Source organism: Chroogloeocystis siderophila 5.2 s.c.1 (assembly GCF_001904655.1).
In the GTDB taxonomy this organism is placed as follows: Bacteria; Cyanobacteriota; Cyanobacteriia; order Cyanobacteriales; family Chroococcidiopsidaceae; genus Chroogloeocystis; species Chroogloeocystis siderophila.
In genome coordinates this window covers 117,138-134,012 of the sequence record NZ_MRCC01000010.1, presented here as the reverse complement: position 1 = coordinate 134,012, position 16,875 = coordinate 117,138, and the positions used below count along the sequence as shown (strand labels likewise).

Annotated in this window: 14 protein-coding genes; 6 read left to right on the top strand and 8 right to left on the bottom strand. The window is 45.0% G+C overall.

Translation table 11 applies throughout. From position 1 onward, the window contains the following. Positions 1 to 2,736, top strand: coding sequence for a molybdopterin-dependent oxidoreductase (locus tag NIES1031_RS13635; RefSeq protein WP_073549983.1), 2,736 nt, complete (start codon positions 1 to 3; stop codon positions 2,734 to 2,736). Further along, complete coding sequence (locus NIES1031_RS13630; protein ID WP_073549982.1) at positions 2,729 to 3,742, top strand: XdhC family protein; 1,014 nt, start codon at positions 2,729 to 2,731, stop codon at positions 3,740 to 3,742. Before NIES1031_RS13635 ends, NIES1031_RS13630 begins: the two co-directional genes overlap by 8 nt. Before the next feature lie 100 nt (positions 3,743 to 3,842). On the opposite strand, the gene hisC is transcribed toward NIES1031_RS13630, so the two are convergent. From hisC to NIES1031_RS13615, 3 genes are all read right to left on the bottom strand, one after another. Continuing rightward, positions 3,843 to 4,892: a histidinol-phosphate transaminase gene (gene hisC / locus NIES1031_RS13625; RefSeq protein ID WP_073549981.1), complete on the bottom strand. Its 1,050-nt coding sequence runs from the start codon at positions 4,890 to 4,892 to the stop codon at positions 3,843 to 3,845. Between the two features lie 68 nt (positions 4,893 to 4,960). Continuing rightward, positions 4,961 to 6,226 carry a bifunctional sterol desaturase/short chain dehydrogenase gene (locus tag NIES1031_RS13620; RefSeq protein WP_073549980.1) on the bottom strand — a complete coding sequence of 422 codons (1,266 nt, stop codon included), beginning with the start codon at positions 6,224 to 6,226 and terminating at the stop codon, positions 4,961 to 4,963. Between the two features lie 133 nt (positions 6,227 to 6,359). Beyond that, positions 6,360 to 7,079 carry a Uma2 family endonuclease gene (locus NIES1031_RS13615; RefSeq protein ID WP_073549979.1) on the bottom strand — a complete coding sequence of 240 codons (720 nt, stop codon included), beginning with the start codon at positions 7,077 to 7,079 and terminating at the stop codon, positions 6,360 to 6,362. Positions 7,080 to 7,114: 35 nt separating this feature from the next. Here NIES1031_RS13615 and NIES1031_RS13610 point away from each other — a divergent pair, with 35 nt between their 5' ends. Further along, complete coding sequence (locus tag NIES1031_RS13610) at positions 7,115 to 7,711, top strand: nucleotidyltransferase family protein (RefSeq protein ID WP_073549977.1); 597 nt, start codon at positions 7,115 to 7,117, stop codon at positions 7,709 to 7,711. Here NIES1031_RS13610 and NIES1031_RS13605 read toward each other — a convergent pair. From NIES1031_RS13605 to hslO, 3 genes are all read right to left on the bottom strand, one after another. After that, complete coding sequence (locus NIES1031_RS13605) at positions 7,708 to 9,483, bottom strand: ABC transporter ATP-binding protein (protein ID WP_073549976.1); 1,776 nt, start codon at positions 9,481 to 9,483, stop codon at positions 7,708 to 7,710. The genes NIES1031_RS13610 and NIES1031_RS13605 overlap by 4 nt on opposite strands. 104 nt (positions 9,484 to 9,587) lie before the next feature. After that, positions 9,588 to 11,609, bottom strand: coding sequence for an ATP-binding protein (locus tag NIES1031_RS13600; protein WP_073549975.1), 2,022 nt, complete (start codon positions 11,607 to 11,609; stop codon positions 9,588 to 9,590). Between the two features lie 175 nt (positions 11,610 to 11,784). Further along, the gene (gene hslO / locus NIES1031_RS13595) at positions 11,785 to 12,690 is read right to left on the bottom strand and encodes an Hsp33 family molecular chaperone HslO (protein ID WP_073549973.1); all 906 of its coding nucleotides are present in this window, start codon (positions 12,688 to 12,690) and stop codon (positions 11,785 to 11,787) included. Positions 12,691 to 12,841: 151 nt separating this feature from the next. On the opposite strand from hslO, the gene NIES1031_RS13590 reads away from it, so the two are divergent. Continuing rightward, positions 12,842 to 13,225 carry a hypothetical protein gene (locus tag NIES1031_RS13590; protein ID WP_073549972.1) on the top strand — a complete coding sequence of 128 codons (384 nt, stop codon included), beginning with the start codon at positions 12,842 to 12,844 and terminating at the stop codon, positions 13,223 to 13,225. Between the two features lie 163 nt (positions 13,226 to 13,388). Here NIES1031_RS13590 and NIES1031_RS13585 read toward each other — a convergent pair whose 3' ends face one another. Both NIES1031_RS13585 and hisD read right to left on the bottom strand, forming a co-directional pair. Then, positions 13,389 to 13,817 carry a universal stress protein gene (locus NIES1031_RS13585; protein ID WP_073549970.1) on the bottom strand — a complete coding sequence of 143 codons (429 nt, stop codon included), beginning with the start codon at positions 13,815 to 13,817 and terminating at the stop codon, positions 13,389 to 13,391. Between the two features lie 29 nt (positions 13,818 to 13,846). Further along, complete coding sequence (gene hisD, locus NIES1031_RS13580) at positions 13,847 to 15,187, bottom strand: histidinol dehydrogenase (protein WP_073549969.1); 1,341 nt, start codon at positions 15,185 to 15,187, stop codon at positions 13,847 to 13,849. Between the two features lie 210 nt (positions 15,188 to 15,397). Here hisD and rpsT point away from each other — a divergent pair, with 210 nt between their 5' ends. Next, complete coding sequence (gene rpsT, locus NIES1031_RS13575) at positions 15,398 to 15,703, top strand: 30S ribosomal protein S20 (protein ID WP_015189889.1); 306 nt, start codon at positions 15,398 to 15,400, stop codon at positions 15,701 to 15,703. Positions 15,704 to 15,763: 60 nt separating this feature from the next. Beyond that, positions 15,764 to 16,546, top strand: a complete 783-nt coding sequence (locus tag NIES1031_RS13570; RefSeq protein WP_073549968.1) for a TatD family hydrolase — start codon at positions 15,764 to 15,766, stop codon at positions 16,544 to 16,546. The last annotated feature ends 329 nt before the right edge of the window (positions 16,547 to 16,875 follow it).

The window sequence follows — 16,875 nt, the reverse complement described above, 5'->3', positions numbered from 1 at the left end:
ATGCAAGAACCACTAACTTTTCAAGTTAATGGCAAAACATACACTGAAAGTTGTCCTCCAGGGACAAGCTTATTAACTTTATTGCGCGATCTTGGTTGGGTAGGGGTACATCGCGTTTGTGAATCGGGTGATTGTGGAAGTTGCACGGTATGGGTTGATGACAAACCTGTTCATAGCTGTATCTATCCAGTCATGAAGCTAGAGGGACATGACGTCACAACTATTGAAGGACTAGCAGTAGATGAATTAGCACCAATCCAGCAAGCTTTTCTCGAAAAACAAGGTTTTCAATGTGGATTTTGCACTCCAGGAATGATTATGAGTGCGGCGAAGTTGCAATTTAATTCCCTAGCTGAACTACGTAAAGCTTTAGATGGTAATTTGTGTCGCTGTACCGGATACGAAGCAATTGTTGAAAGTATTTTATTGCACGCTGAGACAAAAAATCAGGAGAAATCACAAGAAACAACTCCACCCCTCACCCCTTCAGTAGGGCAAAGTGTTCCTAAACAAGATGGACCAGCAATTGTTAAAGGTACAGCAAATTATACAGCAGATTGGTCGCCACCTGGGTTACTACATATTAAAGCAGTGCGATCGCCCTATCCCCACGCGCGTATTCGTAAAATTGACACCGAAAAAGCCAAAGCCCTTTCTGGCGTTCATGCAGTTTTTACCTATGAAGACGTTCCCCGTAAACCTTATACAACAGCAGGACACGCCGATCCAGTACCCGATCCTCTCGATCACTATTTATTAGATAATAAAGTTCGGTTTGTTGGCGATCGCGTTGCAGTGGTTGTTGCAGAATCGGTGGCGATCGCAACTCAAGCGTGTCACCTCATTGAAGTCGATTACGAAATTCTTCCTCATATAATCGATCCTGTCAAAGCAATGAATTGCAAGATTGTGATTCATGATGAACCTGAGTCATCACAAATTTACGATCCTCAACGCAACATCGCAGCTAAAGTCACACTGGGAAAGCATGATATTGCAGAAGGCTTTGCTGAAGCTGATTTAATTGTTGAAAATACTTACTACTTACCAGCTGTCCAACACGTTCATTTAGAACCGCACATCAGCACAAGTTGGTTAGAAGAAGACGGAACATTAGTAGTGCGATCAAGTACGCAAGTTCCATTTCACACGCAAAGAGTTCTTGCGCAGCTATTTGATTTACCAAAAGACAAAGTTCGCGTTTTTAAAACTCAAATTGGTGGAGGATTTGGTAATAAACAAGAAATTCTCACTGAAGATTTATGCGTTTTAGCAACGTTGCACACCGGAAAGCCTGTGCAATGGGAATTTACACGCGAAGAGGAATTTACAGCCACTAATAGCCGTCATGCAATGCAGGTTAGAGTAAAAACCGGAGTCAAAGCTGATGGTACGCTAGTCGCGCAAGAGATGGAAGCGATCGCTAATACAGGGGCGTATGGCAATCACGCGCCTACGGTTGTTTTCTTGACAGGTTGCTACCCACTAGGTTTATATCGGTGTCCGCATCAGCGATTTCTTGGGTTATCAGTTTACACGAATACAATGCCTGCTGGGGCGTTTCGCGGCTACGGTGCAACGCAGGGAACCTTTGCGGTTGAGTTGCAAATGGACGAAATTGCCGAGAAACTGGGAATTGATCCAGTAGAATTGCGTCAGAAAAATATTATTCAACCTCACGATATCATTCGCCTCGGACGCGAAGAAGCGCACGACCATTTTCACTTGATTGGTAGCTATGGCGTACCCGAATGTTTTAGTAAAGTCACGCAAGCCTTAAATTACGTTCCTGGAATGCAGCCTAATATTAATGGACATCTGCGGCGTGGTGTGGGATTTGCCGTATCAATGCAAGGAAGTGGCTTGGCAAAAATTCATAGCGCAGGAGTGAAGTTATCCTTAAAAAACGATGGGAAATATGAATTAAGAACTGGGGCGGTTGACGTTGGTACGGGTGCGGATACATCATTACGACAAATTGCGGCGCAGGTTCTGGGTGTCACAGTTGCAGATATTGAAATGATTGCAGGTGACACGCATCATACGCCCTTCGATGCGGGTTCGTATGCGTCAGCAACAACTTATATATCAGGTAAAGCTGTGAATAAAGCCGCAGTTGCAATGCGATCGCAGATCTTGGAATTTGCAGCTAAAGTTCTCGAAACTCAACCTGAAAATATCACACTCACTGCAGACAAAGCACTTGCCCCACAACAAGAAATAACACTACAAGAACTTGTCACTCGCAATCAACAACCTTTTGTTGTCGAAGTCGAACACGCCGCGAGTGAATCATCTTTGACATTTGCAGTGCAAGGGGCGGAAGTCGAAGTTGATACCGAAACAGGTAGAATCAACGTTCTGCGTTGCATACAAGCCATTGATGTTGGTACTGCAATTAATCCAAGAATCTGTCACGGACAAGCGACAGGCGGAATTGTCATGGGTTTAGGTTATGCATTGTCTGAGGAATTACTCATTAATGATTCAGGAAAAATTCTAAATCCAGCACTCCGAACATATCGCCTACCTACTGCCAAAGATACACCGCAAATGGAAATCTTTTTAGTTGAACAGCCCGATCCTTATGGTCCGTTTGGTGCAAAAGGTATCGGAGAAATTGGCACTAATTGTACCGCAGCTGCGATCGCCAATGCCGTTGCTCATGCAACAGGTGTGCGACTAACTCAGATTCCCATGACGCCTGAACGAGTGTGGAAAGCCTTGAATGCTTGAATTTTATCAACAAATGGCGCAAGCCTTACGACAAGATTCAGTTGTTCTTGCCACGGTTGTGAGTGTCACTGGTTCAGTTCCGCGTGAGGTAGGGGCAAAAATGCTCGTATGTCGCGATCGCACGATTGGCACAATTGGCGGTGGTGCTGGGGAAGCTAAAGTCATTCGCCAAGCTTTAGAAGTTTTGGTAACGGGTGAGAAACAAGTTGTAGAAATCGATTTATCTGGGGCGTCGCAGCGCAAAACTCAGGGGGTTTGTGGTGGGGCAATGCAAGTTTGGCTGGAACGTTGGAGTGGAGATGAGGCGATTAAGTTAGTAGAGCAAATTATTGAAGTTTTGTCAAGTGGTGGGTGTGAGACTTTGGTGATGCCGTTTTCAGGGGATTTGCAACCTTATTTGGAGGTTGGGGATAACGAACCACAGAGGAGCCAGTCCCGTGCGGAGGTGTCAACTGGCGTACGCAGAGAACGCAGAGGAGGAGCTTTTAGAGAGGTTTTGATGCCGTTACCAACGCTGTTGATTGTGGGGGCGGGTCATGTTGCGGTTCCTTTGGCAGCGATCGCAGCGATGATTGGGTTTCGGGTGACTGTAGTTGACGATCGCGCTGAATTTGCTACACGTGAAAGGTTTCCCCAAGCGAATGCGGTGATTGCTCAACCCTTGACATTGGCGTTAACTTGTGCATTAAATTCACAGTATGTTGCACTAGTGACGCGGGGAATTCAACACGATCTAGAAGCTTTACGGTTTCTACTAAAAACACCAGCAAAGTATATTGGGATGATTGGTTCGCGCAAGCGAGTACACCTTGTACGTCAGCAATTGCAACAAGAAGGATATCCCCCAAAAGTATTAGCATCACTTTATGCACCCATTGGGTTAGATATCGGTGCTTTGACACCTGAAGAAATCGCAGTAAGTATTTGTGCCGAATTAATCAAAGTGCGTCGTGGTGGTACAGCTAAATCCTTATCCAATGCAGTCACTACAACCATTTTCACTTAAACAAACGCCACCCTCACTTCATGCGAATCCCTCCTTAACTCTTTCCTCTGCGATCTCTGCGACTCTGTGGTTCGTTTCAAAAAAATCTGACTCAAAATTACTACATCAAACTCACCAACGCCTCAATCAAAGTTTGATTTTGTTCATCCGTCCCAACCGTAATTCGCAACTTATCTTCTAATCCAAATTGCTTAAAATATCGTACCAAAATTCCCCGCGTTTTCAATGCTAAATATAACTGTTCAGCGTTTCCTTGCGGTGGAGTTGCCAAAACAAAATTTGCTTGCGAATCGAGAACCGTGAATCCCAGATTTTTAAGTTCTACCATCAGTTTAGTGCGCGACTTCTTCACTTTTTCAGCACACGCATTTTTGTAAGCCTGATCGCGCATCGCAGCCGTACCGACAGCAGTTGCGATCGCATCAATGTTGTAGCTATCTTTAATTTTGAATAATCCCGCAAGTAACTGCGGATGAGCAATGCCAAAACCCATCCGCAACCCTGCTAATGAATATCCTTTCGATAGTGTTCGTAAAATAATTGCATTTTCAAATTCTCGCACGAGTGGTAAAGCCGAGTACTCTGCAAAATCAGTATACGCCTCGTCAATCACTAAAATACCCGTCAGTTGTTGTGCGAGTTCGCGCAAGTCTGCAAGCGGAACCAAATGACCCGAAGGACTATTCGGCGAAGCAATAAATGTCACTGCACCCTTAGCCTTTACAAGTTCGTCAATAGGTAGTTGAAAATCTGCGGGATAATCGATTTCCACAACCTCCGCAGGTTGCATTGTGGCTAACGTACGATACAGAACATACGTAGGCATTGGATAAACAACTTTGCGATCGCTTCCCTCGGCACTCGCCCGTATAATGACATTCAGCAACTCATCGCTACCATTGCCTACAATTACCCAATCCGCAGGTACACCCAAAGCCTCACTGACAGCACGACAGAAATCTTTTGCAAATGGATCGGGATAGCGGCGCAACCACTCGCTGTCTAGATTGCGTAGTACCTCAATTGCTTGCGGCGATGGTGGATAAGGATTTTCATTAGTGTTGAGCTTAATAATCGGTGTTCCTGGTTTAGGTTGTTCTCCAGGAATGTAACCTGTCATTGCATCAACAGCAGCACGAAAGAAACTCATAAAGTGGGTGAAAATAAACGTGAATTGGTAACTGGTCATTGGTCATTGGCAATCATACCGATTACCACTTACCCATTACCAAAAAGATCATTTTGCGCTTCTACTTCTGGATGAGCAGTTTCAGCACGACTAAAGAATCTGAAATACATTGATGTGCAGAATTCTTTGATGGGGAACAGGAGATAAGTCAGCGGATTAACTGTAACGATGATGTTACGGACATCGCGCTTTGCTAAAGCAATAATTTGTCGAGCGACGCGATCGCCTGACATAACTCCTATTGGATTTAAATTACTCTTAAATGGTCCCAAAATCAGTTTTCTGACAACACACGGCGCATCTAAACGGCGTAATGTGACTAGATCGCCTAAAGCACGTTTAGAAAGTTCATACAAAGGGCTAAACGCTGGACTAACTTCGGCTTCAGACGTATTTACCCACACTTCTTTTAACGCAATGTCTTCGTTTGTGCGGATATTGGTAAAAAATAATTCCATCAACCGCCAACTCGAAAAAGTATTAACTTCATAAGACTTAGAAATTGCTTCAGGAGTTCTTTCACCGTGGACATTAATGCCATGATTCAGAATAAGGATATCGATTTTCTTTAAAAATTCTGCAAGTTCCGCTTCTTGTCCCACCTTCCAAGTAATTGTCTTTACTCCAAAAGGTTCGTCGTTGATTGTTAAAGTAATTGTTTCGGAATGCGAACTCAGCGCAAATACCTTCGCGCCTGCTTGATGCAAGTGGAGTAACAAAGCTTTTCCTAAAGTTCCCGATGCGCCAGTAACTGCAATTTTCTTTCCTTTCAGCGCAAGTGCTGTACCCATCAACTTATCCATCAAAGTCAAAGTACCACAATAATAAGCTTGGTCATCATCAAAATGATGCCGCCAGTGATAAGGACGATTCACAAACCAAGTTGCAGGCGGCGATAAAAACTGTCCTGGTTTATGCGTGACATCGGTAACTTCTCGCGCCCATTCACTACCACTTCCACGGGCTATACAGCTAACAAGAAATCCTAATGTGTAAATTGTCCCTGCTAAAGCTACCCATTGATACGCAGGTGTCCATACTAAACACACCCACCACAATACTAGGCTGAGTATTAACATCACAATGCATTCAGGAAAATCATTGCGCCACTGTGCCTGACGATAAATCGCCGCACTTGCAAACGTCAAATCCCGCCGAAAAACACGATGATGCCATACGTGCTGTCGATACAATACTGGCACGCGATGCGATAGTAAATGATAAAAATCTCGCACGATTTCTGCCCAGAGAATCGAACCTACTCCCCAACCAATCGCTGTTATCCAATACACCATAAATTTATTGCGCTAACACTCAACAATAATCTCCGCCGCATCCTTGGGCAAAAGTAGCGACTATCATTATCTTAGAGTGCAGCTTACTTTCGGTGTCTACAATTTACGCGCAAAGTGCGATCGCTTGCTCGACTTAGTGCAATGCATCTGGATCAACCCCTAATTCACGTAATTTAGCTGCCAAAAGTTCGGCACGCTGTCGTTCTTGTTCGGCTTGTTCAGCACTCCACAGCAGTAGATTACCTTCAACATCCCACCAGCGCAGCCAATTGGTTGTCTGGCACAGTCGCTCGCCGTACCATATTCCTAAAAATAACTCTAACTGCGGAATCCAATAGCGTCCGTTAGCATCAGGTCGATGTAAAACGTACTTGCCTTCTTCTAGATATCGTACCTCTAAACTTCGTTCGTACGGGTCATAAGTGACATAAGTAGGTACTTGAAGAACCTGTTCGTAGAAATAAAGCTTGCCATAGGGCGGTGTTGAGCGTATCGATAACTCACCGCCTTCTTCTTGCGAGAGGAACTCCATGACAACAGCCACTGCATCGCCTTCGAGATGTGGGGTATAGCTGCGACGAATTACTTCTGGTGGTACGGGTTGGACGTGAGGCACATAAAACCAATCAGGCGCTTTGACGACAATTTTCTTATTTATCGTCGCAACTAAACCAAAGTTTGAGCCAATGAGCATATTTGGTTGGATATATCCTGCGGCTCCTAATGCGTCTGTAAGTGCCGCAGCAAGGGATGGTTGTTGAATATTCTCCACAGGATCGTCAGGTAACACAAAGTCATCTGGAAGAGGTTCCCAGGTGATTGTGAGGTTTTTTGTTGGTTTTTGCAGAATCATAGAATGACTGAATAATTGTTAATTCGTCATGAGTCATGGCACAAACTTTTAATTGCTTTGCATTAATTTTGGCAGCAGGTGCATCCAGCCGGATGGGTACCTGTAAAGCTAGCTTACCTTGGCGAAATGCTAAAAGTTTGTTGTCGTATCAAGTTGAGCAACTATCTCTTGCCAAGATTGTGCCTATTGTTGTACTGGGGTTGCATAATTTCAAACAAACGCAACTTCCAGAAGGAACTATCGTAGCGATTAACCATACTCCTAGCGCTGGAAAAGTCAGTTCGATCTTGACAGGATTAAAGCACGTACAACAATTCGATTATTTATTTATTTCAGCAGTCGATCAACCAAGAAGTAGTTGGATCTATCAACGATTACTTCAAGCACACCTATCTTCTCCTAGCGTACCTATTACTGCACCTCTCTGTCAAGGCAAGTTAGGTCATCCATTATTATTTTCGGCGTCAGTGCGATCGCATCTAGAAAATATCAGTGAAGCAAACTTAGGTCTACGTCAAGTTGTCCAAACATTTTATACACAGATTCAGCGCGTAAACTTTGACACTCCAGAAGTTTTGCTCGATCTCAACACGCCAGAAGCTTATCAAGCTGCTTTACAAATCCAAGATTAAGCTGCCCCTAATTGCAGCGCGTAAAGATTTGCATAAACTCCACCTTGCGCAATTAACTCGCTATGTGTACCACCTTCAATAATTTGACCTTGTTGAATCACTAATACCTGATCTGCTTGCGTAACCGTGCTGAGACGATGAGCAATCACAAAGCTAGTACGCTCACTTAATAATCGGTCGATCGCTTCTTGAACTAAAGCTTCGGTACGCGTATCAATGCTGCTTGTCGCTTCATCTAAAATCAGAATTCGCGGGTTGACTAAAACAGCACGCGCAATACTCAGTAGTTGTCGCTGTCCTTTGCTAAGGTTTGCACCTTTTGCCCCTAATAGCGTTGCGTATCCCTGGGGCAAACTGGTAATAAACTCATGAACGTTAGCGACTTGCGCCGCTGCTTCAATTTCGGCTTGTGTAGCATCAGGACGACCAAAAGCAATGTTTTCGGCAACTGTGCCACTAAATAAGATATTGTCTTGCAAAACGAATCCAATTTGTTTCCGTAAGCTTGCCTGCGTTACTTTACGGATATCAATGCCATCAATTTTAATGGCTCCACTCGTGACATCATAGTATCGCAGAATTAAGTTAATAATAGTACTTTTTCCTGCTCCTGTAGGTCCAACTAATGCGATTGTTTGTCCTGGTTTCGCACGAAGGCTCACGTCTTTGAGGACAAGCTGATTGGGTTTGTAACCAAAGGAAACTCGCTCGAATGTCACCTCTCCGCGAATAGGTGGCATTGCGATCGCATCGGGTGCATCATTAAGTTGAGCAGGTTCGTCGAGTAACAGGAAAATGCGCTCAACTGCGGCTAACGCTGATTGAGCTTGCGTATAAAACTGACTCAAAATCTGAATTGGACGAAAAAACTGCTGTACGTAAAGTAAAAATGCCGTTACAGTTCCAACTGTTGCTGCTCCTGTCACCGCTAAATAGCCGCCATAAGCGAGAACTCCAGCAGTTGCTAGTGTATTGAGAAAGTCAATGGATGGTAAAAAAGCAGCGGTAATTGCGACTGCATCGATGTTAGCGTCGCGGTTTGCCGCATTCAAAGCTTTAAATTCTGCAATATTTAGCCGCACGCGATTAAAGGCTTGAGCTTCGCGCACGCTACTAATATCTTCCTCGATTTTAGTCGAAAGTTCCCCAATTGTCTGTCGTGTCACGCGAAATCGTTTCCTCGCCCAGCGCGAAAATAAGCCGGTGGTGACAAGCATCAATGGGACAACCAAGTTACTCACTATCCCTAGTCGCAGGTTAATGAGGAACATCGCAATGACAATTCCTACCAAGCTGAATAAGTTACCCAACATTTGGGCGATCGTTTGTCCAAACGCCTGATTTACGACACTGACATCGTTGAGCAAGCGGCTCATTAAATCTCCAGCTTCACTTTGATCGAAGAAACTGATCGGTAAACTTTGAACTTTTGTAAAAATATCTTTACGTAATTGCGCGAGTAGGCGTTGAACGATCCAGCCGACACGGATAATTTGGGCGCGGATTGCCATAATTCCGCCAACGTAAACACCCACAAGTAATACAAGCATCAAAAGTAAGCCTTGCAAGTTATCTTGGGCAATTAAATTATCAATTGACCAACCAACCAAAAAAGGACCAAGCGATTGCGAAGCTGCACCAATTGCGACTAAGCTGAGGGCAATAGGGACTTCTTTACGATAGGGTTGCACATACCCTAAAAAACGCCGTAGTGTCGGTAACTGTTTACTCGCTTTTTGCTCCGGTGCAACAAGTGGACCAAGGCTTCTCATGCCAATATGTCAATTTTGAGGTTATGCCGTAGCCATAAGGCGACTTTGTGAATCTTAATTCATGCAACTTAAGAAGGGCAACTACTCTAAGCAGAGTATCTAACCTATTGCGGCAGTTGCGGAGTTGATGTTGGTGTTGGTGTTATTGTTGGTACTACGACAGGTTCAGGATTTAAAAATTTTTCCCAGGCAATAATTTGTTGTTGCGCAGCGCGATACGCATCGGTTCCAGGGGGAATTCTTCTGGCGATCGCAATTCCACCAGGAATATCATACTGACCGCGACTCAACGCTAGATTAAATAACTGCTGACTCCATTGCGCGATCGCAGGATTGACATTTGCACGCAATGGGCTAGTTCGCGGGACGCGATTAGCCAGCCGAATTGCTTGTGCCAATGCCTCTGGCGTACCTTGTAGCGCTGTCGTGCGTGCTTCTTGCCAGTTTTGTCGCGCGCGAATTTGTCCTTGCCAATCGTTGATTGCGGCTTGGGCTTCTCCGGAAAGCGCCCTACCTGGCGCGATTCTTTGCGCAGCAGCGATCGCCGCCGGCAGATTGCCGCTACTTGCAAGAAATCTTGCCTCATCAAGAATCGGCTGATCTTCAGTTCGCTGAATTCGATTTGTCCAATTGCGAATTCGACTTTGCGCCTCGCGATACAACGCACGTCCGCTACGAATTTGACTTGCCTCGTTAATTGCGGCTTGCAATGAAGCGATATCTCCTCCTGCGGCTAAATCTTCTGCACGGTTAAGGAGTGGTCTATCCTCAATCGTCTCGACTTGTCGCCGCCAGCGATTGATCTCGGTTTGGACTTCGGCAGCACGAGGGTTGGTATCTGAAATTAATTGTGCTTCGGTAATTGCTGCGGTTAAATCTCCGATAGTACCACCTTGAGCGAGTTGTCGCGCCCGATCAAGACGCGCTACGGCTTCAATTTCCAGCTGCCACTGCGCGATTAATTCTTGCGCCTTGCTATAGAGTGGTCGATCATTAGCAATCTTCTGTGCGGTGGCGATCGCGGTTTCGATGTCTGGAATTTGCCCAATCCACGCAATTTGCTGGGCTGATGCTAAAGTTGTAAAATCTTGTGCTTCCGCACGCAAGCCCGTACTTACTGGAATGCGATTAGCAATATCAATCGCTGTATCAGCATCGCGACGTTCCAAGGCTGCTTGCGCGAGATCCATCATTTGTTGTCCCAAATCGGGAATCAGTACCCGCGCTTCTTGATACATATAACTACTAACTCCGATTGCTTCGGCGATTTTAATAGCTTCGACTAAGTTGTCTGCACCGCCTCTTTTTGCCAAACTTTCAGCTTTTGCCAACTTGCTCGCATCTTCACGGGCAATTTCAATTTTTTGATTGAGTTCTGCGTATTTCGTTGTTGCCCAGTATTCGTTACCGACACTCAGTAACTGTACCGTTGCCATAAATGCTTGATGCCAATTGCGATTGCGTAAGTTGTCTTCTACTTCTGCGTATATGCCTTCTGCTTTTGACCAGATTGATCGCCAATTGGCAATTGTACTTTCTACGTTTTGATACGCAGGTACATCTCTAGAAATTTGCTGCGCAGTAGCGATCGCTTGTTCTAATCTTCCTGCTTGAAAGTCTTGCTCGGCTAAAGCCAAAATGTCTAGTGACCATTGTTCGAGTAAACGATTGATTTCTGGGCGCAGTGGGTGGTCATCGGGTAAAGCTTCAACAAGCGCGATCGCCTGCAACAAGTCTTTCACCGTTTGCTTATTTGCGGCTACCTGCGCGCACTGTAATCGCGCCGAGGCTGAAGCTAAAGGCCAAAAAATTGCCGGACAATTTGGCGCTGCTGGTGATTTCAGTAGCATTGCTAGCGCGATAATACTCACTCCACTTGTAACTAAGCCTCCTGACCCCACCCAGAAGACCCAATTTTTCGACCAGCCTCGTACTTTTCGCTTCGGCGATAATCTTTTTGGGGATTTTGGCTGCGAGGATCCTGGAGTGTTGCTGCCCTCATTAGCTGTATGCTGTCCTACTTTAGGAGCGCCAATTCCTGCAACGGGAGGTAAAGACTGGCTGCTATCTTCGCGGCTAGAAGCCTTGCCAATAGACCAATCATCGGGAATACCTTGCTCTCTCATTGCTTACACCCAAATGTCTTTACCTGGCTTTGATTCTGTTTATAATTAGCCTTGTTTGTCAACCCACTTTGTTATGTGTAAAGACGTGTATTTTAGCACTAAAAGCGTTTCTAAAATCTTCAACAATTCACAAGCCTAGACTAAATCTTCTCCCCTGCACCCTTGCACCTCTGTCTTATTTAGCTGAAGCTTCAGACTGCAAATCTGCAATTAACTGGTTCAACTCGGCACTGCTTGCTTGGTAAACTGTTCCACAGAAATAACACGTTGCTTCAGCGCCGTCGTCTTTTTCAATCATGTCTTGTAGTTCAGCTTCACCGAGCATTTTTAATGCTCCTAACATCCGATCAAATGTACAACCACAATGGAAACGTACCAACTGCGTTTCTGGTAAAATTTCTAAGCCCATATCTCCGAGTAATTCCCCTAAGATTTCGGGTAAAGTTTTTCCAGCCTGTAATAGCGGTGTAAACCCTGACAAGGCGGCAACACGAGATTCTAAAGTTTGAATGAGTGCTTCGTCTCTTGCGGCTTTTGGTAAGACTTGTATCAGCAGACCTCCTGCGGCTTGTACGCCTTCACTTCCTACAAATACACCAAGAACCAATGCTGATGGTGTCTGTTCAGAAGTGACCAGGTAGTGAGTAATGTCATCACCAATTTCACCAGAAACTAGTTCTACAGTACTGGTGTAAGGATACCCATAGCCGACATCGCGCACAACATACAAATAGCCATCATTTCCAACCGCACCACCTACATCTAGTTTTCCACGGGAATTGGGCGGTAGTTCTACAGTAGGATTATCCACATAACCGCGTACCGTACCGTCTAACCCTGCATCGACAAGAATTCCATCGAGTGGACCATTGCCCTTAATCCGAATATTGACTCGCGATTCGGTACGTTTCATATTTGATGCCAGAAGCAGTCCGGCTGACATAGTACGTCCCAAAGCTGCTGTGGCTACGTACGAAAGCTGATGCCGCTGTCTTGCTTCTTCTGTGAGGCGAGTGGTAATGACTCCCACTGCCCGAATTCCGCCCTCAGCTGCTGTGGCACGAATTAACTGATCTGCCATAACCCTTACATTTCTTTACATATGCTTCCTTTTTTATTCTAAGGTGGAGATAAAGCGAACGACTTGAGGAAACTGAAGAGGAAAGTAACTCTAACTGCTCCTCAGTTCAGTCATACTAAAAATAGAATATTGGGCGATCGCAACAATTATCATGCTAGGTACTTTTCAACAAAGCCAACTGCGAATAGAAGTAGAAGCGTCAGCGAGTGCAATTCGCGACAGTTTACTGCGTCCAGAACAACTACGAAAATGGCTTTGGTTCCAGCGCCTAGCACAAGGAATGCCCGAACAGCTACATTCAGGACTGACTTTCACAAGTTGGACAGGACCAATTGCCATTCGCCATCAAGTAGAAGTCGCGACACCTGTTTGTTTGCGCTTTTTACTCAGTCAAGGCGTTGATGGATATCACGAATGGTACTGGGGCGAAGGTTGGGTACAGTCGTCTTTAGCAGGCGTATCAGTTTTACCGCTCAATTTGGCACAAACTATGAGCCTACTCAGTCTACGCCAGTTTTTAGCAACTAAAGCATGAATCGCAAATGCTTTTTGACTTTGCTTTGGGGCTATTCAAAGCAAGTTTTGAGTTTTAAGTTTTGTTAGCGTAGCGGTGGACAGGGTTTGTCTAGTAGCGAATTTATTCGCACTTGCATTCTATGTAGAATCTCTGGTCTTGAGATTTCGCAGTGTAGTATTTTCTAGGTTGTTGGCTTGACCACTAGCACTGAACAATGCGCGCTTTCGACAACTTGACTACTTACTGAGCCTTGAATAATTCGCTTCACACCTTGTAAACCGCGACTGCCGATCGCAATTAAATCAGCTTGGTAAATATTCGCAATCCGTACAATCTCTTCCGCCGGATCGCCGCTGACAATCTCAACTTGACTTTCTCCAGGTAACTTATCTCGATAGGCTGCGATCTGCTTTTCTATGTTTCGGTAGGGTATTTCCGCTGCATAGGCGTGAGGTAAGTCAGCCGCCATGTCGAGGTCAGATACTGGTGGCGGAATCACGTGACAAAGGATAATTTGGCTATCAGGTTGCAGTTGCAGTTCTTGTACAGTTTGAATGACTTGTTCTGAAAGGTCTGAACCATCAAGAGCGACCACAATTGTTTTTAACACAGGCTCATCTCCTTTGTGCTGCGCTGAGGTTAAGACTTTGGCTTTTCTCCATCTTCCATTCCCCAAGTATCACTTTTGGGCTGCGTCCTTAAGCGTATCGATGCAGCATGAGATGGCAATCCTTCAGCTTTTGCGAGGACTTCGATTATTCCTGCAACTTTTTGCAGCGCGATCGGTGAATACTGAATGAGGCTAGAGTGTTTTAAGAAAGTCTCCACACCTAAAGCTGACGCATAACGTGCGGCTCCTGAAGTTGGTAACGTGTGGTTTGGTCCTGCTAAATAGTCTCCTACAGCTTCTGGTGTAGAGGAACCTAAGAAAATCGCCCCAGCATGACGAATTTTTTCTAGCAACTCCCAAGGTTCTGCGATTTCAAGTTCTAAATGTTCTGGCGCAAACTCATTTGACAGTTCCGCAGCTTGCTCTAGCGAATCGACAATCACAATTAAGCCATAATGCGCGATCGCTTTTTCGGTTAAAGTTCGGCGTGGATGATTTTCTAATTGTCGCTCGACTTCAGCTTGTACTTTTTTTGCTAATTCCGCATCCGTCGTCAACAATATCGCCGCAGCGAGTGGATCGTGTTCGGCTTGTGCTAACAAGTCAGCGGCGACATAAGTTGCGTTCGCGGTTTCGTCTGCAATTACCAGTACCTCAGAAGGTCCGGCTAGCGAGTCAATCCCGACAGTTCCATAGACGAGTTTTTTTGCCAACGTGACATAGATATTACCTGGTCCTGTAATAATATTTACCTTGGGTATCGTTTCTGTGCCATACGCTAATGCCGCGATCGCTTGCGCCCCTCCTACGCGATAAATTTCTTCTATCCCAGCTTCTTGCGCTGCCACCAACACTGCTGGATTAATTGATTTGCCTACGCCTGGTGGTGTCACCATAACTCGCCGTGGCACTCCTGCGACTTTTGCCGGAATCGCATTCATCAGCACCGTGCTTGGGTATGCGGCTCTACCACCAGGCACATATAACCCTGCTCTGTCTACAGGCGTGTAGCGTTTGCCTAAGACAACATCATCATCGCCAAAATGAACCCATGATTTGGGCACTCGTTGACGGTGAAATGCTTCGATTTGACGACAAGCAAGCTTAATCGCATCCAACAGTTCTTTCGACACTTGCTGATAAGCCGCATCTAATTCTGAACCGCTAACGCGTAGCTCTTCTTGTTTCAGGTTTTGGTGGTCAAATTCTGCTGTGTAGTGCAGTAAGGCTCGGTCGCCTTGGCGCTTCACTGCTTGAAGCACTTCCCGCACCGTCGCTTCTTTGTGAACCACTTGGTCATCGTGGGTGCGATCGCAGATGCGTTGTAGCTCTGCTCGTACCTCGGCTTGCTGAGTAATAATTCGCAGCATGAAGTTCGGACTGTGGCTTTCTAGGAATTACCAAATCGAGTACAGATTATTTATATCGCTTAACCCCAATTAGAAGGCAAAGCTAAGCTATACTCGTTTCTCTAGCTTAACCTGGATTTTCCGGATAATCGCAATATTGCTAAATTGAATGCTATATTAGTACATCTAGGATTTTGTCTTTATAACTTTATTGTTTTCCTGGGTTTAACTGTGGCGAATACAAAATCTGCTATCAAGCGTATCAAAATTGCAGAACGAAACCGACTCCGTAACAAAGCTTACAAATCGGCGGTGAGAACTTTGATGAAAAAATACTTAACCGCTGTCGATATCTATGCTGCCAATCCTACTCCAGAAGCAAAGCAGGAAGTGCTTTCGCATATGGCAGCAGCTTACAGCAAGATTGATAAAGCTGTAAAACGTGGCGTATTACATCCCAACAATGGAGCTAGAAAAAAATCGCGTTTGGTTAAACGGTTGAGACAGCACGAACAAGCAGAAGCAACAGGGAACTAAGCGATCGGGAACAGTAGAAAGTTTCTCTTCTCTAACCCCCACCCCCTAGTCTCTTTAAAAATGCAACTCATAGATTCTCACGTTCATCTCAACTTTGATGTGTTTGAACCAGACTTGCCAGCCGTGCGAGCGCGCTGGCAGGCTTCTGACGTGGTGCATTTGGTACACTCATGCGTAGAACCAGCAGAATTTGCTAGTATTCAATTACTAGCAGAAAAAATTCCTGAGTTGAGTTTTGCGGTCGGCTTACATCCCCTCGATGTGGATAAGTGGACAGCAGACACAGCCTCTCAAATTGCCTCCTACGCTCGTTTAGAGCGTCGAGTTGTGGCAATTGGTGAAATTGGGCTAGATTTCTACAAAGCAGAGAACCAAGCACAACAAAAAGAAGTGTTAGCGCAACAGTTGATGATCGCAGACGAGTTAGACTTACCTGTAATTATCCACTGCCGCGACGCAGCAAACGTGATGCGCGATATCTTACAAGATTTTCGGCAACAGGGTCGTCAAATCAAAGGAGTTATGCATTGCTGGACGGGGAACCCAGAGGAAACACAGTGGTTTCTCGATTTAGGATTGTATGTGAGTTTCAGTGGTATAGTCACATTTAAAAATGCTAAGCAAATTCAAGAGTCAGCAAAAATGGTCTGGAGTGATCGCCTGTTAATCGAAACTGACTGCCCGTTTTTATCTCCGGTTCCTAAAAGAAGTCAAAAGCGTAATGAACCAGCGTTTGTCCGTTACGTAGCTGAAGCCGTAGCAAGTTTACGCGGCGTGACCTTAGAAGAGATAGCTACGCAAACAACAACAAACGCTTGCAAGTTATTTGGACTTTCTGTCTAGATTTCATGTCAACGGCTAAAGCTAGCACATTTCAGTTGAAGTTGGCAAAAGCTGTCAGAAAAACGCCATAATAATATTTAATGAAGCAAATATGAATTTATTTTTCAGGCAGTTGCGCATTATTCACGAGTCTGGACATTTAAATACCTTAGTGAGCGCTCATCTAAAGATAAGATTAACTGAAGTTGCACGCAATTGCTGCTAAGGTGTGACTTTATGGCGGCAGAGTCTAATCGTTAGACTCGTTCGACTTTGATACATCACTCTTCAAAAGCATACAGCAAATCAGGAAAATTGATTTCTTTTGTGGGTCAAGACCCACTTTCCTA

Bases quoted from the DNA above. Each gene is read 5' to 3' on its own strand.
- NIES1031_RS13615 (WP_073549979.1), bottom strand. From the start codon at position 7,079: ATGATTCTGCAAAAACCAACAAAAAACCTCACAATCACCTGGGAACCT.
- NIES1031_RS13620 (WP_073549980.1), bottom strand. From the start codon at position 6,226: ATGGTGTATTGGATAACAGCGATTGGTTGGGGAGTAGGTTCGATTCTC.
- NIES1031_RS13600 (WP_073549975.1), bottom strand. From the start codon at position 11,609: ATGAGAGAGCAAGGTATTCCCGATGATTGGTCTATTGGCAAGGCTTCT.
- hisC (WP_073549981.1), bottom strand. From the start codon at position 4,892: ATGAGTTTCTTTCGTGCTGCTGTTGATGCAATGACAGGTTACATTCCT.
- hslO (WP_073549973.1), bottom strand. From the start codon at position 12,690: ATGGCAGATCAGTTAATTCGTGCCACAGCAGCTGAGGGCGGAATTCGG.
- NIES1031_RS13605 (WP_073549976.1), bottom strand. From the start codon at position 9,483: ATGAGAAGCCTTGGTCCACTTGTTGCACCGGAGCAAAAAGCGAGTAAA.
- NIES1031_RS13635 (WP_073549983.1), top strand. From the start codon at position 1: ATGCAAGAACCACTAACTTTTCAAGTTAATGGCAAAACATACACTGAA.
- NIES1031_RS13590 (WP_073549972.1), top strand. From the start codon at position 12,842: ATGCTAGGTACTTTTCAACAAAGCCAACTGCGAATAGAAGTAGAAGCG.
- NIES1031_RS13630 (WP_073549982.1), top strand. From the start codon at position 2,729: ATGCTTGAATTTTATCAACAAATGGCGCAAGCCTTACGACAAGATTCA.
- hisD (WP_073549969.1), bottom strand. From the start codon at position 15,187: ATGCTGCGAATTATTACTCAGCAAGCCGAGGTACGAGCAGAGCTACAA.
- NIES1031_RS13570 (WP_073549968.1), top strand. From the start codon at position 15,764: ATGCAACTCATAGATTCTCACGTTCATCTCAACTTTGATGTGTTTGAA.
- NIES1031_RS13610 (WP_073549977.1), top strand. From the start codon at position 7,115: ATGGCACAAACTTTTAATTGCTTTGCATTAATTTTGGCAGCAGGTGCA.